Here is a 23,411-nt window from a genome sequence, read left to right as displayed (position 1 = left end):
GCGGTCTTTTTCGGGCCGCCGCACGCGGCCGCGCGCACCCGCTTATACTCGGCCCATCATGAGCCTCTCCCTTTCCGCGCCTCCCGTCGACCACCCCGCCGCCCTGGCTGGCGGCGATCTGCCGTTCGGCCTGCAGTCGGTCTGCCGTACGCTCGCCGACGCGAACGCGACGCTCGAGCGCTTCGCGTGGCTCGGCGACCATCTGGCGATCGCCGAATGGACGCGGATCACCGACGAAAGCGAGACGGTCTACGAGCAGCCGGGCCACCACACGCTGTCGTGCTATCTCGACGGCGGCTACCGGACGGAGCGTCAGCGCGTGCCGCGCTACGGCGCGCCGAGCCTGCTGTGCGCGCTGCCGGGCGACCATGAATCGCGCTGGTGGGTGCGCGGCGAGATGCACTTCATCCACCTGTATTTCCTGCCGGAACACTTCACGCAGCGCGCGATCCGCGAACTCGACCGCGAGCCGCGCGAACTGAAGCTCGCCGACCGCACCTATTTCGAGGATGCGCGCGTCGCCGCGCTGCTGCGCTCGCTCGCGCTGGAGGGCTGGGACGATGCCGACGAACGGCTGCGTGTGAACGAGACCGCGCACGAGGTGCTGAGCCTGCTGCTGCGCGGGCAGAGCACGACCCGCACCGACACGTCGTTCCGCGGCGGGCTCGCGCCGGCCGTGCGCCGCCGCGTGCGCGACTACATCGACACGTACCTGACGCAACCGCTGACGCTCGGCGAACTCGCCGACGTCGCCGCGCTGTCCGAATACCATTTCTCGCGGATGTTCCGGCTGTCGTTCGGCCGGGCGCCGCACGCGTGGGTGGCCGAGCAACGGCTGGCGCGGGCGCGCGAGTTGCTGCGCACGACGGCGCTGCCGCTCGCGCAGGTCGCGGCCGACTGCGGTTACGCGAACGCCGGCCACTTCAGCCATCGCTTTCGCGACGCGCACGGCACGACGCCGAATACGTACCGGCGCGCGATGCAGGGCCGCTGAGCGCGGCCCCTTTCCGCGTTTTCCCGCTTACGCGCCTCGCCGCGACAGTTCCTGTTCGAGCGCCGCAACGCCGGCCGGCAGGTCGACCGGCACCTTCAGGTCGACCATCGTGCGGCCGAACGCATGCAGCGTGCGGAACAGGTTGTGCTCGCGGCACTGCTCGCCCATCTGCCCGATCCGCACGATCGGCAAGCCGAACGAGCCCGAAATCTCGACCTGGTACTGCTTCGAGATATGGCCGCAGACCATCCCCGGCGTGAGCCCTTCCGGCGTCTCGATCCCGACCACTGAATTCAGCCGGCAGTCCTTCGGCGCATAGAGCTTGAGCCCCATCGACTCGACGCCCGCCTGCAGCGCGAGCGAGCAGCGCAGGTGGCGCGCGAAGCGGCTTTCGAGGGTCTCCGCGCAGACGAGCCGCAGCGCTTCGTGCAGCGCGAGCACGCCCGACACGGGCGCCGTGTAGTGGTAGCCGGCGTTGTGCCAGAAGTTCTCCGCGAGCGCCATGTCGAGGCACCAGTGCGCGTTCGGTTCGGGGCGCTGCTTCATGCGGTCCCATGCGGCGTCGGAGAACGCAATCAGCGACACGCCCGGGATCGACGACAGCCCCTTCTGGCCGCCGGTGATCACCGCGTCGATGCCCCACGCGTCCATCTCGAGCGGCATCGTCGACAGCGTGCACACCGCATCGACCACGACCAGCGCACCGGCCGCCTTCGCAAGCGCCGCGATCTCGCGCAGTTCACGGTTCCACACGGTGTTCGACGTCTCCCCCTGCACGATCGTGACGATCTCGGGCCGCTCGCGCGCGATCGCGTCCGCGATCTCGTCCAGGCTGGCGACCGCACGATCGGCCACTTCGAGCGTCGCGACGTCGGCGCCGACGCGCGTGGCCATCTCGGCCATCCGCGCGCTGAAGAAGCCGTTGCGGATCGACAGCACGCGCGTACCGCGCCACGCGAGGTTCGAGATCGCCATTTCCATCGCGGCCGAACCGGGGCCCGCGACACCGAGCACCCACTTCGTGCGGGTCTGGAACACGTAACGCGCCATTTCCTTCACCTGCTCGATGATCTTCGCCATCGTCGCGCCGAGGTGGTTGATCACGATCGTGTTCGCCTTCGCGACGGCGGCCGGGATCGGAACCGGGCCGGCCCCCATCATCAGCAGCGGTTCTTCGGGCAGGATCGCGTCGAGCGGCACGACGACGGGACAGGGAATCGGCGAGTAATCGATGGACATGGCTGGAAAAAGGTGAGGAAAGGAAGTGCACGGACGCCCGCCGCACTGCGTGGCGAACTGATCGATCATTCCGCGTTCCGCCGCCTCGCGCAAGAGGCACGCGCGGCCGGACAGCGCAATGGTGGCCCGGTCGCCGGACCGGGCCAGCCGGCCGTGCGCGGGCCGCACGCCAGTCATCCGGATTGAGAAAGGATTGCCGGCCAGGTTGTGAAACGGTTCCATTCATGCGTCAAGCGCACGATTTTCTTCGTCAATAACACCGCGACTCGCCGACATCGCCGGTTCAGTACGACTTCCGTATCGAACGAAATAGACCGGATCCCCGATAAAAATCGCTACGCGGAATCCGATAAGCAAAATCCCCGCACGGCCAAAAAACACCTACTATTTCAGCATGTATTGGGGCACGCTTCCTCGCAATACTGGCTCAAGGACGCTCGAATAGCTCACAACACATTGATTAACATAGGAAATATTCGAGACCCCTATACTTATTCGAAAACCCGCCACCTTTGAACGGCAGGCATGCAGAACAGCACCACGTTTAACGCGCTACCCCTGATTTCGATTTTCCGCAACCCGCCCCTTTTCGCAGGTTGACGGATAACGCTTCTGTATTGAACAATCATCTGCGGAATCGAAAAAAACGATTTTTCGATGTGAAGGAAAAACTGAGGGCCGCGCGATGCGCTTTCGAGGTTGCGCGGCGTAAAACCACAACCATAATCAATCAACCGGGCCAGAAATACGCAAGCCATGAACCAGATTCAGACCATGCGTGTATTCGTCTGCGTCGCCGAGCAGCAGAGCTTCCGGCGCGCGGCGCACCATCTCGGCGTGTCCAATGCACTCGTCACGCGATCGATCGCGATGCTCGAGGGCCACCTGAACACCCGGCTGATCCACCGCACCACGCGGAACCTGTCGCTCACCGAGGCCGGCGTGCGCTACCTCGACGGGTGCCGGGCGCTGCTCGAGGAATTCGACCACCTCGAATCGTCCGTCGCGCATGCCGTGCGCGAACCGGCCGGCACGCTGCGCGTCGTCGCGTCGGGCCTGCTGTCGCCGCTTGCGCTGACGCCGCTCGTCAGCAGCTTCCGGCACCGCTACCCCGAGTTGCGCGTGCAGCTGACCGTCTCCGAGGGGCCGCTCGACGTGCTCGATTCGGGCTACGACGTCGGCATCGTCACGGGCAACCGGCTCGACGGCAACCCGACGCTGATCGGCCACGCGCTCGCACCGAACCCGTTCGTCGCGGTCGCGGCGCCGGCCTATCTCGAGCGACGCGGCGAGCCGCGCCTGCCCGACGACCTGCCGGGCCACGACTGGGTCACGCTCGCGCCGCACCAGCATGTGCCCGCGTGGCAACTGGTCGGCCACGACGGCGTCGCGCATTCCGTCACGGTGCGCCCGGCCTGCACGGTCAACCAGCTCGCGCTCGTCCATGCGGCGGCCGTGGCCGGTGCCGGCATCGCGGTGCTGCCCGAGCCGTGCGTCGCCGACGCGCTCGCCAGCGGCACGCTCGTGCGGCTGATGGCCGGCTACCGGATCGACGATCCCGACACACAGCTGTCGCTCGTCTACCCGAACCGCCAGTACGTGCCGGCCCGGACGCGCAGCTTCGTCGAGCACGCACTCGACCACTTCAGTGCGCAGCCGGCCCGCGAACGCACCGACTACGGCTTCATGCGGCCGTCGCGCGGGCCCGACCGCTCCGACATCATCACGGGCCTGCAGTAAACTGCGCGCGTCAGCCTTCGGAGGTGCAGCGTGCGCGTGATCCTGTTCAGCAGCCGGCAGTACGACGACGATTCGTTCGCTGCCGCCAACCGGCGGTTCGGCTATCGGCTGCACTTCCAGCCGTCGCACCTCGACGCGGAAACCGCGATCCTCGCGCATGGCTATGACGTCGTCTGCCCGTTCGTCAACGACACCGTCGACGCAGCCGTGCTCGAGCGGCTGGCCGACGGCGGCACGCGCCTGATCGCGCTGCGCTCGGCGGGCTTCAACCATGTCGACCTGGCGGCCGCCGAGCGGCTCGGCATCACGGTCGTGCGCGTGCCGGCCTATTCGCCGCATGCGGTCGCCGAGCACGCGGTCGCGCTGATCCTCGCACTCAACCGCCGCCTGCCGCGCGCCGTCGCGCGCACCCGCGAAGGCGACTTCTCGCTGAACGGCCTGCTCGGCTTCGACCTGCACGGCAAGACCGTCGGCGTGATCGGCACCGGCATCATCGGCAGCGTGTTCGCGAAGATCATGATGGGCTTCGGGATGCATGTGCTCGCCCATTCGGTGCCGCCGTACAACGACGAGCTGATCGCGTTCGGCGCGCGCTATGTCGAGCTCGACGAGCTGTTGCACCACGCCGACATCGTCAGCCTGCACTGCCCGCTGCTGCCGTCGACGCACCATCTGATCAACGAACGGACGCTCGCACGGATGAAGCACGGCGCGATGCTGATCAACACCGGGCGTGGCGGCCTCGTCGATGCGCAGGCGCTCGTCGATGCGCTCAAGAGCGGCCAGCTCGGCCATCTCGGGCTCGACGTGTACGAAGAGGAAAGCGGGCTCTTCTTCGAGGATCACTCCGACCTGCCGCTGCAGGACGACGTGCTCGCCCGCCTGCTGACATTCCCGAACGTGATCGTCACGTCGCACCAGGCGTTCTTCACGCGCGAGGCGCTCGCCGAGATCGCGCACACCACACTGCTGAACATCGAGGCGTGGCATGCAGGCACGCCGCAGAACGCCGTAACGGTGAATCGCTGAGAAATCGACGAAACCGGCTCATTTCACGGTTACCGGCGCCACCGCAATCGTTTGCTTTTGATCGGCGCTGAAAAAGCGATCTTTTGCATCAACAATTCCGCACTTTGTTTCGAATGATGTAACGCGGCTTGCGCGCGGTCTGATATCGTTGCGCCGACGTCATCCCCTGCTTGTGCCGCCCATGCGTTTCGACGACTCCGACATCGCCGCCGTCTACCGCGCCATTTTCGAACGGCGCGACATGCGTCACTTCACGCCGGCGCCCGTCGATCCTGCCGTGCTCGCGCGCCTGCTGCGCGCAGCGCATCACGCCCCGAGCGTCGGCTTCATGCAGCCGTGGCGCTTCATCCGCATCACCGATCCTGCGCTGCGCACCGCGATCCACGCGTTGGTCGAGGCCGAGCGCCGCGCCACCGCCGACGCGCTCGGCGAGCGCCAGGACGAATTCATGCGGCTGAAGGTCGAAGGCGTGCGCGAATGCGGCGAGTTGCTGGTCGTCGCGCTCGCCGACGGCCGCGAGCGCCACGTGTTCGGCCGCCGCACGCTGCCGGAGATGGATCTCGCGTCCGCCGCGTGTGCGATCCAGAACATGTGGCTCGCGGCCCGCGCCGAAGGGTTCGGGATGGGCTGGGTATCGCTGTTCGACGTCGATGCGCTGCGCCGGCTGCTGCGGATGCCCGACGGCGCGAAGCCGATCGCCGTGCTGTGCGTCGGGCACGTCGACGCGTTCTATGCGAAGCCGATGCTCGAACAGGAGCGTTGGGCCGCGCGGATGCCGATCGAAGCGTGTCTGTTCGAAAACGGCTGGGACGATCCGGCCTCGACCGATGCCGACGGCTCGCACCCGTCGCCCGCTGAGGCTGCGGCCGACGCTGACGCGGCAACGAACACCGACGCCGACGCAGCAAGCACATCGACCACGAGCATCGACGGCTCCCCCGAACGCATCGCCTGACGAGCGCCTCGCCGCCGCCACCGTTCCGGCCCCAGCAAATTCAGCGCCGCCACCCCTCCCAATCCCACACTGTGAGCTTCACGCGTGCTGCCCCGTCGCACGCCGGCAACAACCGTTTTGGCCCCAAGCATAGGGGTTTTCACTGAAGTAGAATCGCGGCTGTCGTCCGCCTTACCGTCCGCCCGTCCCGCGCATCCTGCGCCAGCCCGAGCGGCGGCTTTCCCGAGCCTACCGCGATGCCCTTACCTCTTTTCGCCCTCGCCGTCGCCGCATTTGGAATCGGTACCACCGAGTTCGTGATCATGGGGCTGCTGCCCAATGTCGCGCGCGACCTCGGTGTGTCGATCCCGGCCGCCGGCATGCTCGTGTCGGGCTATGCGCTCGGCGTGACGATCGGTGCGCCGATCCTCGCGATCGTCACCGCGAAGATGCCGCGCAAGCGCGCGCTGATGGGCCTGATCGGGCTGTTCATCGCGGGCAACCTGTTCTGCGCGATCGCACCGGGCTATGCGGTGCTGATGGCCGCGCGCGTCGTCACCGCGTTCTGCCACGGCGCGTTCTTCGGAATCGGCTCGGTGGTCGCGAGCAACCTCGTCGCGCCGAACCGTCGCGCGCAGGCGATCGCGCTGATGTTCACCGGCCTCACCCTCGCGAACGTGCTCGGCGTGCCGCTCGGCACCGCGCTCGGCCAGGCGTTCGGCTGGCGCGCGACGTTCTGGGCCGTCACCGGCATCGGCATCGCCGCGGCCGCCGCGCTCGCCGTCTGCCTGCCGAAGAACCTCGCGATGCCCGACACCAGCATCACGCGCGAATTCAGCGTGCTGAAACATCCGCAGGTGCTGATGGTGCTCGGCATCAGCGTGCTCGCGTCGGCCAGCCTGTTCAGCGTGTTCACGTACATCACGCCGATCCTCGAGGACGTGACGGGCTTCTCGCCGCGCCAGGTCACCTACGTGCTGCTGCTGTTCGGCCTCGGGCTGACGGTCGGCGGCACGCTCGGCGGCAAGCTCGCCGACTGGCGCCGGATGCCGTCGCTGATCGCGACGCTCGCGCTGATCGGCGTGGTCCTCGCGCTGTTCGCGGGCACGATGCACCTGCCGTTCGCCGCGCTCGCGACGATCTTCGTGTGGGGCATCCTCGCGTTCGCGATCGTGCCGCCGCTGCAGATCCTGATCGTCGATCGCGCGAGCGACGCGCCGAACCTCGCGTCGACGCTGAACCAGGGCGCGTTCAACCTCGGCAACGCGACCGGTGCGTGGCTCGGCGGGATGGCGATCGGTTCCGGCGTGTCGCTCGTGAGCCTGCCGTGGGTCGGCGTCGCGATGGCCGTCGCGGCGCTCGCGCTCACGCTGTGGTCGGCGTCGCTCGAACGCCGCCCGGTGGCCGTGCCGACCGAGTACGTGTGACGCAACCCTGTTGAAGTCGTTGCGTGCACAACTCCACGCGAAGCTGATGGCCTTCATGGACCTTTCAAGGTCCGAGGTGTAGCATCGCGCCCGATGAAAGCCATTCTTAATCGCGATTTCCTCGCACTCATTCTGAGCGTCGCGGTCGTCGGTCTCGGCACCGGCGCCACACTGCCGCTCACCGCGCTCGCGCTGACCGAGGCCGGACACGGCACCAACGTCGTCGGCATGCTGACGGCCGCGCAGGCCCTCGGCGGCCTCGCGATCGTGCCGTTCGTCACCGCGCTCGCGCGACACATCGGCTCGCGCCGCGCGATCGTCGTGTCGGTCGTGCTGCTTGCGGCGGCCACCGCCCTGATGCAGTTCACGTCGAACCTGATCCTGTGGGGCGTGCTGCGCGTGCTGTGCGGCGCGGCACTGATGCTGCTGTTCACGATCGGCGAGGCGTGGGTCAACCAGCTCGCCGACGATTCGACGCGCGGCCGCGTCGTCGCAATCTACGCAACCAATTTCACGCTGTTCCAGATGGCGGGCCCGGTGCTCGTGAGCCAGATCGCCGGTGCGACGAGCATCCGCTTCGCGCTGTGCGGCGCGCTGTTCCTGCTCGCGCTGCCGACGCTCGCGACGATCCGGCGCGCCCCGCTTGCCGGCGACGACGCGCATCACGAAGCGCACGGCCGCTGGCTCGACGTGCTGCCGCGCATGCCCGCGCTGATCATCGGCACCGGCTTCTTCGCGCTGTTCGATACGCTCGCGCTGTCGCTGCTGCCGCTCTACGCGATGGACCACGGCGTCGCGAGCGCGACGGCCGTGTTGCTCGCGTCGATCATGCTGTTCGGCGATACCGCGATGCAGTTCCCGATCGGCTGGCTCGCGGACAAGCTCGGCCGCGAACGCGTGCACCTCGGCGCAGGCTGGATCGTGCTCGCCGGCCTGCCGCTGCTGCCGTTCGTGATCGCCAATCCGTGGCTGTGCTGGCCGCTGCTGTTCGTGCTCGGTGCGGCGGCCGGCAGCATCTACACGCTGTCGCTCGTCGCGTGCGGCGAACGCTTCCGCGGTGCGGCGCTCGTCACCGCGAGCTCGCTCGTGTCGGCGTCGTGGAGCGCCGCGAGTTTCGGCGGCCCGCTGGTCGCCGGTGCATTGATGGAACAACTGGGCAGCAACGCGCTGGTCGGCGTGCTGGTCGCCTGCGTCGCGGCATTCGTCGCGGCCGCGCTGTGGGAGCGCCGCACCGCTTTGCAGCGCGCGGTCTGACACTGGCGCGCAAGTACGCCGCAGCGCGCCGCCGAACGACGACGGTGCGAACACGCACCACCCGGCCGCGGATACGCCGGTCACACTGCGAAAACGACGACGGCCCGCGCGATGCGGGCCGTCGTGCTCATCGACGCGCCACGTTGCGCGTTACGCCTTCACCGCCGGCAGGATCTTGCCGACACACGCGCCGAAGCCGACACGATAGCCATCGCCCTGGCACCATCCGGCGAGCGTGAGCTCGTCGCCGTCCTCGATGAACGCACGGCTGCCGCCGCCGTTCAGCGCAACCGGCTCCTTGCCGTTCCACGTCAGCTCGAGCAGGCTGCCGAACGAATCCTTCGTCGGCCCGCTGATCGTGCCCGAACCCATCAGGTCGCCCACGCGCGTGTTGCAGCCCGCGACCGTGTGATGCGCGAGCTGCTGCGCCATCGTCCAGTACATGTGCTTGAAGTTCGTGCGGCTGATCGACGTTGCTTCGGCCGCCCCTTCCGCGCGCAGCGTCACTTCGAGCGCGATGTCGAACGCATGCTTGCCCGCGTGCTGCAGGTACGCGAGCGGCTGCGGCGACTGTTCGGGCTGCGCGACGCGGAACGGTTCGAGCGCGTCGAGCGTGACGATCCACGGCGAGATCGTCGTCGCGAAGGTCTTCGCGTTGAACGGGCCGAGCGGCACGTATTCCCATTGCTGGATGTCGCGCGCGCTCCAGTCGTTCAGCAGCACCATCCCGAAGATATGCGCTTCCGCATCCTCGCACGCGATCGGCTCGCCGAGCGCATTGCCCTGGCCGACGATGAAGCCCGTCTCCAGTTCGATATCGAGCTTGCGGCACGCGCCGAACACCGGACGCTCCTGGTCGGGCAGCTTCAATTGCCCGTTCGGACGCCGTACAGGCGTACCGCTCACGATCACCGACGACGCGCGGCCGTTGTAGCCGATCGGCATCTCCGACCAGTTCGGCAGCAGCGCATTCTTCGGATCACGGAACATCGAACCGACGTTGGTCGCGTGCTCCTTCGACGAATAGAAATCGGTGTAGCCGGGAATCTCGACCGGCAGATGCAGCGTCGCGTCGCGCTGCCCGACGAGCACCTGCGCACGCAGCGAAGCGTCGTCGCGCAGCCGTGCGTTATCGCGCGAAAACAGGTCCGACAGCTGCACGCGCACGCTGCGCCATGCGTCGCGGCCGAGCGCGATGAACGCGTTGAGCGTCGGCGCGGCAAACACGTCGCCGCCGGCCGGCAGCGTCACGAGGCCCGCGCGCGCGAGCGCCGCGAGGTCGACGATCTGGTCGCCAAGTGCCACGCCTGCACGGCGCGACGCTTGCTTCGCATCGCTGAAGATCCCGAACGGCAGGTTCTGGATCGGGAAATCGCAGGCGGGATCGTTCGCCGTCTCGACCCAGCTCTTGCGGGCCGGCTCGAGCGTCGCGCGCCAGTCTTGGGTATCGCTCATCTTTGCTCCGGATTGAAGTGTTTCTTGATGCCTTGCCAGCATTCGAAGTAGTCCGCCTGCAGCTGCGCGGTGTCGAGCGCGTAGCGCGTCGGCCGGATCAGCGTGCGGGTTTCGAACATGAACGCCATCGTCGCGTCGACCTTGTGCGGCTTCGTCGTGTCGCTCGCGGATGCCTTCTCGAACGTATCCGCGTCGGGCCCGTGGCCCGACATGCAGTTGTGCAGACTCGCTCCGCCCGGCACGAAGCCTTCGGCCTTCGCGTCGTACGCGCCGTGCACGAGCCCCATGAATTCGCTCGCGACGTTGCGGTGGAACCAGGGCGGGCGGAACGTATCCTCCGCCGCGAGCCAGCGCGGCGGGAAAATCACGAAGTCGATCGTGTCGACGCCCGGCGTGTCGCTCTGCGACTGCAGCACCAGGAAGATCGACGGATCGGGATGGTCGTAGCTGATCGAGCCGATCGTGTTGAACAGGCGCAGGTCGTACTTGTACGGCGCGTAGTTGCCGTGCCACGCGACCACGTCGAGCGGCGAATGGCCGATGTCCGCCCGCCACAGTCGGCCGTTCAGCTTCGCGATCAGCTCGAACGCACCTTCGCGGTCTTCGTACGCGGCTTGCGGCGTCAGGAAGTCGCGCGGGTTTGCAAGTCCGTTCGAGCCGATCGGGCCGAGATCCGGCAGGCGCAGTTGCGCGCCGAAGTTTTCGCAAATGTAGCCACGCGCGTCGCCGTCCGGCAGCGTGACGGCAAAACGCACGCCGCGCGGGATCACCGCGATCTCGAACGGCTCGACGTCGACCCGGCCGAATTCGGTCGCGATGTAGAGCCGCCCCTGCTGCGGCACGATCAGCAGTTCGCCGTCCGCGCTGTAGAAGAAGCGGTCCTGCATCGAGCGGTTCGCCGCGTACAGGTGGATCGCGCAGCCGTTCATCGCGGCGGCCGAGCCGTTGCCGGCCATCGTCACCAGCCCGTCGACGAAATCGGTCGGCTCGACCGGCATCGGCAGCGGATCCCAGCGCAGCTGGTTCGGCGGCGTCGGCGGCACGTCGGCGGAATCGCCGAATTCCGACACGAGGCGCTGCGGGCCCGCGTACGGCTCGAACGGCCGGTGCACGGCCGCCGGGCGGATGCGATACAGCCACGAGCGGCGGTTGTGGCCGCGCGGCGCGGTAAACGCGGTGCCCGACAGCTGCTCCGCATACAGCCCGTACGGCGCGCGCTGCGGCGAGTTGCGGCCGTGCGGCAGCGCGCCGGGCAGTGCCTCGGTCGCGAATTCGTTCGCGAAACCGCTCTGGTAGCCGGCGCTAGCCGGTTTCGACAGGTCAAGCGTCATCGTTTCCTTTCTCCATCAATTCAGGCGGCATTCGGCGCCTGCGCGCCGTTGCGCCGCGTCACACCCGCAAGCCCGAGGACGAACAGCGCCGAGCACAGCACGGGCACCGCGGCCGCGTGGAACAGCGCACCATTCGACCAGTTGAGCGCAATCAGTTGTCCGCCGACGAGCGGCCCGAGCACCGAGCCGATCCGGCCGATGCCGAGGCTCCAGCCGATGCCCGTCGAGCGCAGCGACGTCGGGTAATACTGGCCCGCGAGCGCGTTGACGGCCGGTTGCCCGCCGACCACGCAGAACCCGCCCGCGAACACGACCACCAGCAGCCACGGCAGCGCATGCGCGACCGAGCCGATCAGCCCCACCGACACGGCCGCGCACGCGAAGCATGCGAACAGCACGCGCACGAAGCCGTAGCGTTCGATGAACCAGCCGAGCGACAGCGTGCCGATCACGCCGCCCGTCTGCAGCACCGTGCCGACGATCACGGCCGTCCCCTGCGAATAGCCCGCGTCGCGCATCACGGTCGGCAGCCAGTTCGACAGGAAGTACAGATCGATCAGGTTCATGAAGCTGATCGCCCACAGCAGCAGCGTGACCGGCAGGCGGCCGTGGCTGAACAGCTCGGCGACCGGCGCGCCGGTCGCGGCGCGCTCGCGCACGACGATGCGCGTGTTCGCGTCGATACCGGCCTGCGGTGCGAAGTGCGCGAGCCAGTCGCGCGCCTCTACGACGCGCCCTTTCAGCACCAGGAACTGCAGCGATTCGGGCAGCCGCGCGACCATCGCGATCGTCAACACCAGCGGCACCGTGCCACCGACGAAGAACACCGACCGCCAGCCGAGCGCCGGAATCAGCGCGGCGCTGATGAAGCCGCCGAGCGCCGCGCCGAGCGTGAAGCCGCACGACACGATCATCATCCGCTTCACGCGATGCGCGGCCGGGCTGAACTCGCCGACCAGCGCCATCGCGTTCGGCATGATGCAGCCGAGGCCGAGGCCCGTGACGAAACGCAGCGCCATCAGCACCGGGATCGAACCCGCGAACGGCGTCGCGAGCATCGTCACCGCGAAGAACAGCGTCGAGCCGATCAGCACCGGGCGCCGCCCGATCCGGTCGGCCAGCACCGACAACCCGAGCGCGCCGAGCAGCATCCCGAACAGGCTCGCGCTGAACACGGGCCCAAGCGCCTGCTTCGGCACGCCCCATTCGGCGATCACGCTCGGTGCGACGTAGCCCATTGCCTGCGCATCGAAACCGTCGATCACGAGGCACAGCCCGCACAGCACCAGCAGCATCCAGTGAAAGCCCGGGCGATGGGTCTCGTCGATCACGCGCTCGACTTCGAGCACGCGCGCGTCGGCCGGCGCCGCGCTCATTGCGTCACCTCGGCGGCCGGATGCACGGGCGGCGTCACGCCCTGGCGCGCGAGCGCCATCGCTTCGCGCAGCACGTCGGCGTCGCCGATCTGGTTCGCGAGCAGCAGGATCAGCTTCGCGTTGACGAGCTGGCTGTCGGCGTCCGACAGGTCGCGATGCATGTCGATCAACGCTTCGTAGAACGCGTCCGGATCAGCCAGGCGCGGGCGGGTGTCGAGGGGGGGCATGACGGTGTCTCCGGTATCGGTATCGTTATCGTGTGTTCAGCGTGCGCAGGTCGCGCGCGCCAGTGCGCCGGCAAGCGCCTGACGGTCGAGCGTGCGCGTGCGCGCGCAGACATGCTGATCGGGGCGCAGCAGGTAGAACGTGCCGGGCTTCGCGTCGTAGCGTTGCGCGGCGAAGCCGTCGACGTCCTCCACGACGTCGACACCCGCGACCGGCTGCGCGTGCCCGGCCGGCACGACGAGCACCGGGCGCACCGGCAGCGCGAGGCCGTCGAGCGCCTGCGCGAGCGCGGCCGCATCGCCCGGCAGCCCGAACAGCACGCCGGTGAAGCCGCTGCCCAGATGCTGCAGCAGCCAGCCCGACGCGCCCTGCACACGCACCGGCGCATCGGCCGCCGCAGCACCCGGCCGCATCGCGCCCGCGAAGGCGTCGCCGTTGCGATCCGGCGTGTTCAGCGGCGAATCGGCCAGCACTGCCGGCACCGACAGGCGGCCACTGTTGACGAGCTTGCGCGCGAACTCGCAATCACGTGCGAGCTTCAGCGTCGCGTCGCGGAACACGCGCGACACCGGGCTCTTCGGCGTGATGAAGTCGGTCGAGCGCGTCGAGTTGCGGATGTTCTCGTCGGCCGCGAACTCGCGCTCGCTCGCGTACGTGTCGAGCAGGCTGTCGGCCGAACGGCCGTCGAGCACGAGCTTCAGCTTCCAGGCGAGGTTGTCGGCGTCCTGCACGCCGCTGTTCGCGCCGCGCGCGCCGAACGGCGACACGCCGTGCGCGGAATCGCCCGCGAACAGCACGCGGCCGTGCCGGAACGACTCCATCCGCTGGCAGCGGAACGTATAGACGCTCACCCATTCGAGCTCGAACTCGACGTCCGGCCCGAGCAGCGCGCGCACGCGCGGGATCACGCGCTCCGGCTGCTTCTCGGCGACGGGGTCGGCATCCCAGCCGAGCTGGAAGTCGATGCGCCACACGTTATCGGGCTGGCGATGCAGCAGCACCGACTGATTCGGGTGGAACGGCGGGTCGAACCAGAACCAGCGCTCGGTCGGAAACTCCGCCTTCATCTTCACGTCGGCGATCAGGAAGCGGTCCTTGAACGTGCGGCCGTGGCTTTCGAGGCCCATCATCGTGCGCATCGCGCTGCGCGAGCCGTCGGCCGCGATCACGTACTTAGCTCGCAACGTTTCGACACCTTCCGGCGTCTCGATCGTCAGCACCGCGTGTTCGGCCGACTGGTCGATGCCCGTCACCTTGTGCTTCCAGCGGATGTCGATGTTCGGCAGCTCGAACGCGCGGTCGGCCAGGTAGCCTTCGACGTAATACTGCTGCAGGTTGATGAACGCGGGGCGCGCATGCCCTTCCTCGGGCAGCAGGTCGAACGCGTACAGCTGCTCGTCCTGCAGGAACACCTTGCCGACGTGCCAGCTCACGCCCTTGTCGACGAAGCGCTCGCCGCAGCCGAGCCGGTCGAAGATCTCGAGCGTGCGCTTCGCGAAGCAGATCGCGCGCGAGCCGGTGGACAGCGTGTCGTCGTCGTCGAGCAGCACGACGGGCGTGCCCTGCTGCGCGAGGTCGATCGCGGCCGCGAGGCCCACCGGGCCCGCGCCGACGACGATCACCGGGTGAACGGTCGTGTCCTGCGCACGCGGGCGGTATTCGAACTTCAGCGTCTGGTAATCGATGCTCATGGTCGCCATCCGCTCCTCAACCCTGCCGGGCGCGCGCCGGCACGCCCGTCATCCCGCCCGTCGCCTGCCGGCGCGCCGCGCCGCCGTCCCGCGTGCAATTCCTGTCAACCGCCACGTCTCGCTCCTTGCTTCCTGTTGATTCGTGAACGGCGCCGTTTCGCGGCGCCCGCATGCCGCATTTCTTGATCGGCGACAAATCTTGAATTTACGAATAGTAAAACCAATTACGAATAGTGAAATCAACGTAAACCCTAGGCGAAGCGTCGAGGATGGGATAACCATATGAACGAAACGCCAAGCCGAGCTTGGCCGGCGCTGCTAATATCAAGCTACGAGGTGGCCCGTTCGGCCGCCGTTTTTCCTTCTTACGCCGATGATTCCGCCCACCATTCCCGAGCTGGTCGCCCGTGCCGGGCAACTGCCGTATCTGCGGGATCACCTCGCGCTCGCCGATGGCGGCACCGCAAGCGCGAACCTGCCGGAGCGCACGCTCGGCAGCGCCTACGAACCGATCTACGACGTGACGATGCCCGGTGCGCCGCAATCGACGTCGTTCGCCGACACAATTGAGCGCTATGGCGACGAACTCGGCTTCCAGGCCGTCACCGTCGTCACGGGCGCGCCGCACGACCCGGTCGACTCGGCCGTCGACGACCAGACGCTCGTCGCGATCGACCGCCTGTCGCGCGCGCTGCATGCGATCAACTTCTTCGGCGCACAGCGCCATGGGCTGCTGTTCCTGCGCGTGCACGAACGGCTGCTGAAGAGCGTGAAGTACGACCACGGCAAGCATTTCTCGTCGGTACTGCAGCGCTTCGGGCTGCCGGCCGAGCGGATCGTGATCGAGCTGCCGGCGGTCGCGGTCGCGCACAAGACCTTCCTCGGCTACCTGACGCGCAGCTATCAGCATCACGGCTTCAAGGTCGCCGACAAGCTGCCCGACCCCGGCCGCATCCTCGCAGTCGAATCGGAGATGGCGCGCCCCGACTACATCAAGATGGATGCGGGCATCGCGTTGCGCGACGGGATGGTCAAGGCGCTCGTCGCGTATGCGCAGCGCGTGCGGATTCCGTTGATCTTCGACGGCGTCGTCGACGAAACGCAGTGCGAGCTGCTGCGCCAGCACGACGTGCGGTTCATGCAGGGGCCCGTGTTTGCGAAGGTCGTGACGGCCTGAGCCTGAGTGGATGAGGTGATCCGCACACGCGGGGCGTCGCGTGCCGAATGTGGAATACAGGTGATGTGACGGGAGATCAGGCCGCCTGGCTTGACCCGTCGCGCGATGTCCGGCGGGTGGTTGCCGGCCTCGTGGAAAGACCGGCTTCGCGGGAGCGTGAACGCCTCGTTTCCGGCAAAGTCGGTGTCGGCAGGTTACTGCCGCTTACCCCCTTCCGCCATCGTCGTACTTGGGCAGATCGTCGCCGATCTCGATGCCCGGAAAGCGATCCCCATACCAGACATGCCAGGCCGGGCGTAGCCGTGACGGCTCGTCGAGCGTCGCGCAATTGATCTCGACCGTCTTGGGTGCATCGCTGAGCCGGTATTCGAGCTGCGCGCCGCAACGGCCGCAGAAGCGCCGCTCGCCCCACGCGCTCGACGCGTAGATCGTCGGCTCACCTTGCAGGTATTCGAACCCGTCGATCGACACCGATGCGGATGCGACGACCGCCGCGCCGGTCGTGCGCTGGCAGAGCCGGCAGTGGCAAAAACCGGCGTCGGTCGGAACATGGGTGATCCGGTACCGGATCGCGCCACATGCGCATCCGCCTTCCATCGGTTCTGCGTGAGACATGGAAAACCTCTTCGTCGGCAAGCTGGCGAACGATCATGCGCGCGGTTCGCCTGCGGCACAACCGGCGGCGGCGGTACCACTCTCGTGCGTTACCGCCCGTACCGGAGACCGAACCCGTACCGCCCGCCGTGCTGCTCAGGCCGTCTGCCCGAGCCGCTGTGCGAGCGCCTTCAGCTTCGGCCCGACCTGCGTACGGAACACGTCCTCGTCCATCGACGATGCGGGGCCGCTGCAGCTCAGGATCAGCCAGCGCCCCTCGCGCGGCTCGCGAAACGGCACGGCCGCCGCGTTGACGTCCATGTGCCACGCCCGGAACGAATAGCAACAGCCGCCTGCCGAGAATTCCGCCACCGCGTGCTGCGCGGCGGTGACGAGCGCATCGGCGTCGGCCGCACCGCCGGCCGCACGGTGCAGCTCCGCATAGAGCGCGCGGCGCACGTCCTCCGGCTGCACGGCCAGGTACGCGCGCCCCATCGAACTCGTCAGCATCGACAGCCGCGAACCAGGCGCGAGCCCGAGCGTCAGCGCGGTTTCGCTGCGGATCGTCTCCAGATAGATCATGTCGAGCCCGTCGCGGCAGCCGAGCGACACGGCCGCGCCGATGTCGCGCGCGAGCGCCTGCATGTGCGGCCGCGCGAGGTCGATCGTCCCCGAGCCCGACAGCAGCGCGTAGCCGAGCGACAGCACGCCGGCGTCGAGCGCATACTTTCCGAGCGTCTCGTCGTAGCGCAGGTAGCCGAGCACGGTCAGCGTGTAGGCGAGCCGGTTTACGGTCGCCTTTGGCAGCCCTGTTCGCTCCGCGAAGTCGCGGTTGCCGAGCATCGTCTCGCCCGGCCGGAATGCGCGCAGCAGGTCGAGCCCGCGCGCGAGCGCGACGACGAACTTGCGTTCGTCGATCGTGGTTTCGTCGATGGTTGAAAGTGTCATCTGGTGCTACACTGGGTTCGATTTGCAAAACATTGTTCCGCACAGCGGAACTTCCGTCAAGCAAACTCTCAGGCATGGAACCCGGCTGAATCAGGGACCGACCGCAAAGCATGGGACCCGAGTAAGCGCTGAAGCGCTAGCTTGGGTCGACCGCAAAGCATGGGGCCCGGGTAAGCGCTGAAGCACTAACTCGGGTCGACCGCAAAGCATGGGACCCGAGTAAGCGCTGAAGCGCTAACTCGGGTCGACAGGAGATGAGACGATGAGTGCTGCAACTTTTCATTGGGACGATCCGCTGCTGCTCAACCAGCAACTGACCGAAGAAGAGCGGATGGTGCGCGACGCCGCGCAGGCTTACGCGCAGGACAAGCTCGCGCCGCGCGTGACCGAAGCGTTCCGCCACGAGCGCACCGACGCCGAAATCTTCCGCGAAATGGGCGAAGTCGGCCTGCTCGGCCCGACGATTCCCGAGGAATACGGCGGCCCCGGCCTCAATTACGTAAGCTACGGGCTGATCGCGCGCGAAGTCGAGCGCGTCGATTCGGGCTACCGGTCGATGATGTCCGTGCAGTCGTCGCTCGTCATGGTGCCGATCTACGAATTCGGCTCCGACGCACAGAAACAGAAATACCTGCCGAAGCTCGCCACCGGCGAATGGATCGGCTGCTTCGGGCTGACCGAGCCGAACCACGGCTCCGATCCGGGCAGCATGGTCACCCGCGCGAAGAAGGTGCCCGGCGGCTACTCACTGTCCGGCGCGAAGATGTGGATCACGAACTCGCCGATCGCCGACGTGTTCGTCGTGTGGGCGAAGCTCGAAGAGAACGGCAAGGACGCGATCCGCGGCTTCATCCTCGAGAAAGGCTGGAAGGGCCTGTCGGCGCCCGCGATCCACGGCAAGGTCGGGCTGCGCGCATCGATCACCGGCGAAATCGTCCTCGACGAAGTGTTCGTGCCGGAAGAGAACCTGATGCCGAACGTGAGCGGCCTGCGCGGCCCGTTCACGTGCCTGAACTCGGCGCGCTACGGGATCGCATGGGGCGCGCTGGGCGCCGCCGAGTCCTGCTGGCACACCGCGCGCCAGTACGTGCTCGACCGCCACCAGTTCGGCCGGCCGCTCGCCGCGAACCAGCTGATCCAGAAGAAGCTCGCGGACATGCAGACCGAAATCACGCTCGGCCTGCAAGGCGTGCTGCGCCTCGGCCGGATGAAGGACGAAGGCACGGCGGCCGTCGAAATCACGTCGATCATGAAGCGCAATTCGTGCGGCAAGGCGCTCGACATCGCACGGCTCGCGCGCGACATGCTCGGCGGCAACGGCATCTCCGACGAATTCGGCGTCGCGCGCCACCTCGTGAACCTCGAAGTGGTCAACACGTACGAAGGCACGCACGACATCCACGCGCTGATCCTTGGCCGCGCGCAGACGGGCATCCAGGCGTTCTTCTGATCGTCCGGGTGCGGCGTGCGCGGCTGCCACGCCGCGCCACACACGCGCAAAAGACACGGCCCACCCGGCATGACTGCCGGGCGGGCCGTTTTTCATCTGATCCGCGCACCGGGCCTCTGGCCCGGTACCGCGTTCATGCATCAGCCGATGCTTACTTGTTCGGCTGCGGCGTGAGGCGCAGATACGGACGCACTGCGTTGAAACCCTTCGGGAAGCGCTTCTTCAGCTCCTCCGGATCCTGCAGCGACGGCACGATCACGACGTCGTCGCCATCCTTCCAGTTGCCGGGCGTCGCGACCTTGTAGTTGTCGGTCAGCTGCAGCGAGTCGATCACGCGCAGTACTTCGTCGAAGTTGCGCCCCGTGCTGGCCGGGTACGTGATGGTGAGCCGCACCTTCTTGTTCGGGTCGATCACGAACAGCGAGCGCACCGTCAGCGTTTCGTTCGCATTCGGGTGGATCATGTCGTACAGCTGCGAAACCTTGCGGTCCGCATCGGCGATGATCGGGAAACCGACGACCGTCGACTGCGTGTCGTTGATGTCGTTGATCCAGCCCTTGTGCGATTCGACACCGTCGACCGACAGCGCGATCACTTTCACGTTGCGCTTCTCGAATTCGCCCTTCAGCTTCGAGGTCAGCCCGAGCTCGGTCGTGCACACCGGCGTGTAGTCGGCCGGGTGCGAGAACAGGACACCCCAGCTGTCACCCAGCCACTCGTGAAACTTGATCGTGCCCAGGCTCGATTCCTGCTCGAAATCCGGTGCGATGTCGCCAAGACGCAGACTCATGATGTTCCCTCCTCGAACGATGCTGGTTGAAACCGCGCCCGGGTCGGCGCGGGAAAGTCTGTCAGCTTACGGGAAGCAATGGGGCGTGCGAACGATTATTCCGTTTGATATTCATACTTTTTTGTCATTTTTGCCCGGTATCGGTGCCGGGCGGGCGCCCACGCGGGAAACTTTTCACCCCGTTTGCCGCTCTGTTGATGATTACAAGTCGTTTACCATGCGGTCTTGCACTGCCTTCGTGTGTCTTCCCGGCTCGCCAGCAGGCAGGCGTTTCGCTACGATGTGAACCTGCAGCATGACAGCACGATGGGAGTTGCAATGTCGGAAATCAACAAGGAGAAACTGATGTCGGATATCAAAACCGTTCTCTCGGACGCCGAAGACCTGCTCAAGCAAGCTGCGAGCAGCACGGGCGACCGTGCGGCCGAGCTGCGCGAGAAAGCCATGTCGCGCCTGAAGCAGGCCAAGGAAAAGGCAGCCGACGTCCAGGTCGTGGTGGTCGAGAAAGGCAAGAAGGCCGCACGCGCGACCGACGACTACGTGCACGAGCATCCGTGGACGTCGATCGGCGTCGCCGCCGGCGTCGGCGTGCTGATCGGCCTGCTGATCAACCGCAAGTAACGCGCTCTGCGCCGTTTCGTCCCGTTGGCCGCGTCGCGCGGCCTGCGGGCGTCGAAGCCAGCCGGCGGTTTCCGCCGGTCGGCTTTGTCCTAGCTGCACACTGCACGCGCACGCACCTCACCCATGACGACAGACACCACCTCGCAGCCGTCCGGCCAAGGACCGCTGCGCCGCCTCGTCGGCTCCGCGATCGGACTTCTGCAAACGCGCCTCGAACTGGTGGGCATCGAGCTTGCCGAGGAGAAGGAGCGCCTGATGGGCGTGCTGTTCCTCGGGCTCGCCGCGATGATGCTCGCGACGATGGCACTCATCAGCCTGACCGTACTCGTCGCGATCGCGTTCTGGGATACCTACCGCTGGCAGTCGCTCGCGGCGATCACCGCGCTGTATGCCGCAGGCGGGATCGCATGCGCACTGAAGGCTCGCTCGGGCCTGCGCGATGCGCCGACCGTATTCGAGGCGACGCTCGCCGAACTCGAGAAAGACCGCGAACTGTTCCGCGGCAAGCCGTGAACGCAGCCGCGCTCACCCCCTCCACCTACTTCGCCGACGCGCCATGAGCCAGAACGTCACGGGCAATTCACCCCGCTCCCATTCGTCGCGATCGAACTGGAGCGCGTCGCAGCATCGCGCGCTCCGCAAGGAACTGCTGATCCTGCGATCCGAAGTCGAGCGGCTCGAACTCGCGGAAGCCGCCGGCGAAATGCGCCACGCCGTCACGCGCTTCAGCTGGCTCAAGGTGTTCATCCCCGGCCTGTCCACCAACAAGTTCAGCCAGTCCGCCAAGAACCTGAATACGAGCCTCGGCCAGCTCGTCAACCAGTATCCGATGCTGAGCTCGCTCGCATCGCTCGTGCTCGCAAAACCCGTTCGCTCGCTGCTGCGCGCGAGCGCGGGGCCCGCGCTGAAGTGGGGTACCCTCGGTTTCGCTGCATGGGAGGTCTACCGGATCTGGAAGCAGTCCCGCGACGAGCGCGGGCTCGACACGCAAGACGACTGACCGCCGGCATCCTGCGCGCACGGCCATGCGCCGTGGCGCGCCTTCCATCCAGACTCAACGCACACCCCAGCACGCCGCGACCTGTCCGTCGGCGCCATCACTTCGCACATTGCCTTTCGTCCCGTCCGAGCGCAGCGTGAATGCGCCGCATGCGTCATCGTGCATCGGGCCCGTGTCGAGCGGGATTGCTTCCAGTTCATAGTTCACCGGCGAATCGTCGCCGTCCGGCCGCCTGAGCGCCAATCGATAGACCGCGCACCCGTCCGGCGGCGCTTGCGTGAGCGCCGTCGGCAATGCCGAAGGCGGCACACCGTCCAGTGTTTCGAGATATTGGGCCGCCCGGTACAGCGCGGCGACCGCCGACGCGCGATGAACGCGCACGACATGCTCGCGATACGACGGGATGCCCCATCCGGCCAGCACCGCGACGATCGCGAGCACGATCATCAGCTCGATCAGCGTGAATCCCGCCGAGCGGTACTCGGACGTGCGACCGTTCATCGAAGCATCGTCGCGACGCGACGCCAGTGCAAGGCGACGATGTGTCCGCCGCGGATCGCGACCTGATGCTGCAGCCAGACGGCGCTCGATGCATGCGCACCCACGCCACGCGCGGTGACGACGTAAGCGCGGCCGCCGGCCGGCCCCGCCCCGCGCCACGCTTCGATCAGGCATCGCGGCGGTTGCGCAGCCATCGGCCATCCGACGAACGGCGCGAACGCTTCGGCGGCTGCCAGCGCCGGCATGCGCCGCCACGCGTCGGGCTCCTCGTACGATTCGCCTTCGCTCACGTACGGTGCCGAGCCTCGGCGCAATCGTCCGGTGCATGCAGCAAGCGCGGCATCGGCCGCGTGGAATGCGACCAGCCGATCGGACAACGCGCGCGTGCGGCGCGATTCCGTCAGTGCGGCTTCGAACCACATGCCGGTCAGCGCCGCGACCGCCGCGCCAACCGCGATCACCGCAGGCAATGCGAGGCCCGCGTCGCGACGCCAATCGCGGCTGGCTAGCGGCAAGCGTATGCGCGGCACTCGCCGGCCCGTGGTCAGCGCCTCCGCAGCGGCAGCCTGCCGCGGATCGTCGCCGCGTATCGCGATACGCTCGCGCGTGTTGCGTGCCGCGACGCATCGCGACCTCTGCCGCGCGTACTGCCCCGCCCCGTTCATCGCGGCACCTCGCGTTCATCCGTTGCATCGCGCGACGTATCGTCGAATGCGCGCGTGGCATTCCTCAACGCGACGATACGATCGAGCGTCAGGCGCGCACGGCCGTCTTGCGCAACGACAGTGCGGCCATCGCAGTCGATGTGTCGCGCCGGCTCGCCCGCCGGTTCGCCGCGCGCCCGCACGCAGACATGCACGGCGACGACATCGAGCCAGTCGTCGCCGCGCATTGCATCGGCATCGACGAACTGCGTGCCGCCGCGACGAAGATAGCGCACCCGCAACTGATCGATTCCCGACACGACCGGCTGCGGCGTGCCCGGACGGCCGCTTCCTTCGCAATACAGTTCGGGCTCGCCCGTCGACGGACTGGTGTGCACATCGAAGCGGTTCTCCACCGGCGCACGTTCACCGGACACGCCGACGCCCTGCCCGAGGCAATCCGACACCTGGCCGCTAACGGTGGCCCACGTCGACACGGCATCGCCGACGTACCGGATCAGCAACGCGTCCGACGCAGCACGCACGGGCTCGCACCGTACCTGTGCGCCATCTCCCCTCACACGCGCCATCGAACAGCCGAACACCGGCGGCAACGACGACACGGCGTCCGCATCGAGCGGCCGGAATCCTGCCAGCTGGATCTGCTGGCCGATCAGCATCAGCGCTGTGCCGGCCGCGTCGCGCATCCGGAACCCGTCGTCCGCGCGCCGCTGTGCGACGCGCTGCGCGTGGTACAGCGCACCGGCCGCCGCGAGTACGAGCAGACCGACGGTCATCGCAATCAACACTTCAAGCAGCGTATGCGCGCGCATCCGGCGATCAGCGTTCATCGGCATCAGCCTCCCGATACGGAATCCGGACGCACGACGGCGGCTGCGCCGACCTGTCCGCCGCGTCGCATCGCGGCCCGGTAGCCGCATTGCCGCCGCGCCAGCCGACAACCGCGTAGCGGACGCCGCCCGGCCCATCA

Annotated in this window: 24 protein-coding genes; 11 read left to right on the top strand and 13 right to left on the bottom strand. The window is 67.4% G+C overall.

Annotated elements, in window-relative coordinates; translation table 11 throughout:
• The first annotated feature begins 58 nt into the window (after positions 1 to 58).
• Positions 59 to 994, top strand: coding sequence for an AraC family transcriptional regulator (locus tag G3O06_RS27905; protein ID WP_205818153.1), 936 nt, complete (start codon positions 59 to 61; stop codon positions 992 to 994).
• A gap of 27 nt (positions 995 to 1,021) precedes the next feature.
• Here G3O06_RS27905 and G3O06_RS27900 read toward each other — a convergent pair whose 3' ends face one another.
• Positions 1,022 to 2,233, bottom strand: a complete 1,212-nt coding sequence (locus tag G3O06_RS27900; protein ID WP_174913187.1) for an alanine--glyoxylate aminotransferase family protein — start codon at positions 2,231 to 2,233, stop codon at positions 1,022 to 1,024.
• Between the two features lie 491 nt (positions 2,234 to 2,724).
• Positions 2,725 to 2,991, bottom strand: a complete 267-nt coding sequence (locus tag G3O06_RS27895; protein WP_205818152.1) for a hypothetical protein — start codon at positions 2,989 to 2,991, stop codon at positions 2,725 to 2,727.
• Between G3O06_RS27895 and G3O06_RS27890 the strand changes: the two genes are divergently transcribed.
• The 5 genes from G3O06_RS27890 (at position 2,990) to G3O06_RS27870 (ending at position 8,617) form a co-directional block, all read left to right on the top strand.
• Positions 2,990 to 3,973 (top strand): LysR family transcriptional regulator, encoded by a 984-nt coding sequence (locus tag G3O06_RS27890; RefSeq protein WP_174968416.1) that lies wholly within the window; start codon positions 2,990 to 2,992, stop codon positions 3,971 to 3,973. The two genes, G3O06_RS27895 and G3O06_RS27890, sit on opposite strands and share 2 nt — an antisense overlap.
• 30 nt (positions 3,974 to 4,003) lie before the next feature.
• Positions 4,004 to 5,002, top strand: coding sequence for a 2-hydroxyacid dehydrogenase (locus tag G3O06_RS27885; RefSeq protein ID WP_174913193.1), 999 nt, complete (start codon positions 4,004 to 4,006; stop codon positions 5,000 to 5,002).
• 181 nt (positions 5,003 to 5,183) lie between these two features.
• Complete coding sequence (bluB, locus tag G3O06_RS27880) at positions 5,184 to 5,957, top strand: 5,6-dimethylbenzimidazole synthase (RefSeq protein ID WP_205818151.1); 774 nt, start codon at positions 5,184 to 5,186, stop codon at positions 5,955 to 5,957.
• A 236-nt stretch (positions 5,958 to 6,193) separates the two neighbouring features.
• Positions 6,194 to 7,363: an MFS transporter gene (locus tag G3O06_RS27875; RefSeq protein WP_174913199.1), complete on the top strand. Its 1,170-nt coding sequence runs from the start codon at positions 6,194 to 6,196 to the stop codon at positions 7,361 to 7,363.
• A 93-nt stretch (positions 7,364 to 7,456) separates the two neighbouring features.
• Complete coding sequence (locus tag G3O06_RS27870; protein ID WP_174913202.1) at positions 7,457 to 8,617, top strand: MFS transporter; 1,161 nt, start codon at positions 7,457 to 7,459, stop codon at positions 8,615 to 8,617.
• Between the two features lie 150 nt (positions 8,618 to 8,767).
• On the opposite strand, the gene fahA is transcribed toward G3O06_RS27870, so the two are convergent.
• Genes fahA through G3O06_RS27845 form a run of 5 tightly spaced genes read right to left on the bottom strand, consistent with a single transcriptional unit; the run spans position 8,768 to position 14,704 of the window.
• The gene (fahA, locus tag G3O06_RS27865; RefSeq protein WP_205818150.1) at positions 8,768 to 10,072 is read right to left on the bottom strand and encodes a fumarylacetoacetase; all 1,305 of its coding nucleotides are present in this window, start codon (positions 10,070 to 10,072) and stop codon (positions 8,768 to 8,770) included.
• Complete coding sequence (gene hmgA / locus G3O06_RS27860; RefSeq protein WP_174968411.1) at positions 10,069 to 11,403, bottom strand: homogentisate 1,2-dioxygenase; 1,335 nt, start codon at positions 11,401 to 11,403, stop codon at positions 10,069 to 10,071. Before hmgA ends, fahA begins: the two co-directional genes overlap by 4 nt.
• 20 nt (positions 11,404 to 11,423) lie before the next feature.
• Positions 11,424 to 12,779, bottom strand: coding sequence for an MFS transporter (locus G3O06_RS27855; protein WP_205818149.1), 1,356 nt, complete (start codon positions 12,777 to 12,779; stop codon positions 11,424 to 11,426).
• Positions 12,776 to 13,006 carry a DUF2783 domain-containing protein gene (locus G3O06_RS27850; RefSeq protein ID WP_069247256.1) on the bottom strand — a complete coding sequence of 77 codons (231 nt, stop codon included), beginning with the start codon at positions 13,004 to 13,006 and terminating at the stop codon, positions 12,776 to 12,778. The genes G3O06_RS27855 and G3O06_RS27850 overlap by 4 nt, the downstream gene beginning before the upstream one ends.
• Positions 13,007 to 13,042: 36 nt before the next feature.
• Positions 13,043 to 14,704 carry an FAD-dependent oxidoreductase gene (locus G3O06_RS27845; RefSeq protein WP_205818148.1) on the bottom strand — a complete coding sequence of 554 codons (1,662 nt, stop codon included), beginning with the start codon at positions 14,702 to 14,704 and terminating at the stop codon, positions 13,043 to 13,045.
• Between the two features lie 364 nt (positions 14,705 to 15,068).
• On the opposite strand from G3O06_RS27845, the gene G3O06_RS27840 reads away from it, so the two are divergent.
• Positions 15,069 to 15,872 (top strand): EAL domain-containing protein, encoded by an 804-nt coding sequence (locus G3O06_RS27840; protein WP_174913217.1) that lies wholly within the window; start codon positions 15,069 to 15,071, stop codon positions 15,870 to 15,872.
• Between the two features lie 204 nt (positions 15,873 to 16,076).
• Here the strand turns inward: G3O06_RS27840 and G3O06_RS27835 are convergent, their stop codons facing one another.
• Positions 16,077 to 16,487, bottom strand: coding sequence for a GFA family protein (locus tag G3O06_RS27835; RefSeq protein ID WP_205818147.1), 411 nt, complete (start codon positions 16,485 to 16,487; stop codon positions 16,077 to 16,079).
• Between the two features lie 135 nt (positions 16,488 to 16,622).
• Positions 16,623 to 17,414: an IclR family transcriptional regulator gene (locus G3O06_RS27830; protein WP_174913223.1), complete on the bottom strand. Its 792-nt coding sequence runs from the start codon at positions 17,412 to 17,414 to the stop codon at positions 16,623 to 16,625.
• A 262-nt stretch (positions 17,415 to 17,676) separates the two neighbouring features.
• On the opposite strand from G3O06_RS27830, the gene G3O06_RS27825 reads away from it, so the two are divergent.
• Positions 17,677 to 18,864, top strand: coding sequence for an acyl-CoA dehydrogenase (locus tag G3O06_RS27825; protein WP_205818146.1), 1,188 nt, complete (start codon positions 17,677 to 17,679; stop codon positions 18,862 to 18,864).
• A gap of 151 nt (positions 18,865 to 19,015) precedes the next feature.
• Here the strand turns inward: G3O06_RS27825 and G3O06_RS27820 are convergent, their stop codons facing one another.
• Positions 19,016 to 19,654, bottom strand: a complete 639-nt coding sequence (locus G3O06_RS27820; RefSeq protein WP_122944588.1) for a peroxiredoxin — start codon at positions 19,652 to 19,654, stop codon at positions 19,016 to 19,018.
• Positions 19,655 to 19,972: 318 nt separating this feature from the next.
• Here G3O06_RS27820 and G3O06_RS27815 point away from each other — a divergent pair, with 318 nt between their 5' ends.
• The 3 genes from G3O06_RS27815 (at position 19,973) to G3O06_RS27805 (ending at position 21,275) form a co-directional block, all read left to right on the top strand.
• Positions 19,973 to 20,275: a YqjD family protein gene (locus G3O06_RS27815; RefSeq protein ID WP_006494044.1), complete on the top strand. Its 303-nt coding sequence runs from the start codon at positions 19,973 to 19,975 to the stop codon at positions 20,273 to 20,275.
• A 123-nt stretch (positions 20,276 to 20,398) separates the two neighbouring features.
• Positions 20,399 to 20,788, top strand: a complete 390-nt coding sequence (locus tag G3O06_RS27810) for a phage holin family protein (protein WP_021157159.1) — start codon at positions 20,399 to 20,401, stop codon at positions 20,786 to 20,788.
• Positions 20,789 to 20,831: 43 nt separating this feature from the next.
• Entirely contained in the window at positions 20,832 to 21,275 is a 444-nt protein-coding gene (locus tag G3O06_RS27805) for a DUF3318 domain-containing protein (RefSeq protein ID WP_174913232.1), read from the top strand.
• Between the two features lie 54 nt (positions 21,276 to 21,329).
• On the opposite strand, the gene G3O06_RS27800 is transcribed toward G3O06_RS27805, so the two are convergent.
• The 3 genes from G3O06_RS27800 to G3O06_RS27790 all read right to left on the bottom strand — a co-directional run bounded on the left by G3O06_RS27800 (position 21,330) and on the right by G3O06_RS27790 (position 23,277).
• Positions 21,330 to 21,776: a type IV pilin protein gene (locus G3O06_RS27800; protein WP_205818145.1), complete on the bottom strand. Its 447-nt coding sequence runs from the start codon at positions 21,774 to 21,776 to the stop codon at positions 21,330 to 21,332.
• On the bottom strand, positions 21,773 to 22,234 hold the full coding sequence (locus G3O06_RS27795; protein ID WP_205818161.1) for a hypothetical protein: 462 nt from the start codon (positions 22,232 to 22,234) through the stop codon (positions 21,773 to 21,775). Before G3O06_RS27795 ends, G3O06_RS27800 begins: the two co-directional genes overlap by 4 nt.
• Positions 22,235 to 22,437: 203 nt before the next feature.
• Positions 22,438 to 23,277, bottom strand: coding sequence for a PilW family protein (locus G3O06_RS27790; RefSeq protein WP_205818144.1), 840 nt, complete (start codon positions 23,275 to 23,277; stop codon positions 22,438 to 22,440).
• Between the last annotated feature and the right edge of the window lie 134 nt (positions 23,278 to 23,411).

The sequence above is a fragment of the Burkholderia sp. Ac-20345 genome (genome assembly GCF_017104825.1).
Classification (GTDB): domain Bacteria; phylum Pseudomonadota; class Gammaproteobacteria; order Burkholderiales; family Burkholderiaceae; genus Burkholderia; species Burkholderia lata_B.
The sequence above is the reverse complement of the archived record's forward strand: the minus strand, read 5'-3'. Positions and strand labels throughout refer to the sequence as shown.

Coding starts and splice junctions, on each gene's coding strand:
- bluB (WP_205818151.1), top strand. CDS start 5,184: ATGCGTTTCGACGACTCCGACATCGCCGCCGTCTACCGCGCCATTTTC.
- G3O06_RS27790 (WP_205818144.1), bottom strand. CDS start 23,277: ATGCCGATGAACGCTGATCGCCGGATGCGCGCGCATACGCTGCTTGAA.
- G3O06_RS27815 (WP_006494044.1), top strand. CDS start 19,973: ATGTCGGAAATCAACAAGGAGAAACTGATGTCGGATATCAAAACCGTT.
- G3O06_RS27870 (WP_174913202.1), top strand. CDS start 7,457: ATGAAAGCCATTCTTAATCGCGATTTCCTCGCACTCATTCTGAGCGTC.
- G3O06_RS27900 (WP_174913187.1), bottom strand. CDS start 2,233: ATGTCCATCGATTACTCGCCGATTCCCTGTCCCGTCGTCGTGCCGCTC.
- G3O06_RS27895 (WP_205818152.1), bottom strand. CDS start 2,991: ATGGCTTGCGTATTTCTGGCCCGGTTGATTGATTATGGTTGTGGTTTT.
- hmgA (WP_174968411.1), bottom strand. CDS start 11,403: ATGACGCTTGACCTGTCGAAACCGGCTAGCGCCGGCTACCAGAGCGGT.
- G3O06_RS27835 (WP_205818147.1), bottom strand. CDS start 16,487: ATGTCTCACGCAGAACCGATGGAAGGCGGATGCGCATGTGGCGCGATC.
- G3O06_RS27905 (WP_205818153.1), top strand. CDS start 59: ATGAGCCTCTCCCTTTCCGCGCCTCCCGTCGACCACCCCGCCGCCCTG.
- G3O06_RS27820 (WP_122944588.1), bottom strand. CDS start 19,654: ATGAGTCTGCGTCTTGGCGACATCGCACCGGATTTCGAGCAGGAATCG.
- G3O06_RS27810 (WP_021157159.1), top strand. CDS start 20,399: ATGACGACAGACACCACCTCGCAGCCGTCCGGCCAAGGACCGCTGCGC.
- G3O06_RS27890 (WP_174968416.1), top strand. CDS start 2,990: ATGAACCAGATTCAGACCATGCGTGTATTCGTCTGCGTCGCCGAGCAG.
- G3O06_RS27825 (WP_205818146.1), top strand. CDS start 17,677: ATGAGTGCTGCAACTTTTCATTGGGACGATCCGCTGCTGCTCAACCAG.
- G3O06_RS27850 (WP_069247256.1), bottom strand. CDS start 13,006: ATGCCCCCCCTCGACACCCGCCCGCGCCTGGCTGATCCGGACGCGTTC.
- G3O06_RS27800 (WP_205818145.1), bottom strand. CDS start 21,776: ATGAACGGTCGCACGTCCGAGTACCGCTCGGCGGGATTCACGCTGATC.
- fahA (WP_205818150.1), bottom strand. CDS start 10,072: ATGAGCGATACCCAAGACTGGCGCGCGACGCTCGAGCCGGCCCGCAAG.
- G3O06_RS27830 (WP_174913223.1), bottom strand. CDS start 17,414: ATGACACTTTCAACCATCGACGAAACCACGATCGACGAACGCAAGTTC.
- G3O06_RS27840 (WP_174913217.1), top strand. CDS start 15,069: ATGATTCCGCCCACCATTCCCGAGCTGGTCGCCCGTGCCGGGCAACTG.
- G3O06_RS27845 (WP_205818148.1), bottom strand. CDS start 14,704: ATGGCGACCATGAGCATCGATTACCAGACGCTGAAGTTCGAATACCGC.
- G3O06_RS27805 (WP_174913232.1), top strand. CDS start 20,832: ATGAGCCAGAACGTCACGGGCAATTCACCCCGCTCCCATTCGTCGCGA.
- G3O06_RS27855 (WP_205818149.1), bottom strand. CDS start 12,779: ATGAGCGCGGCGCCGGCCGACGCGCGCGTGCTCGAAGTCGAGCGCGTG.
- G3O06_RS27875 (WP_174913199.1), top strand. CDS start 6,194: ATGCCCTTACCTCTTTTCGCCCTCGCCGTCGCCGCATTTGGAATCGGT.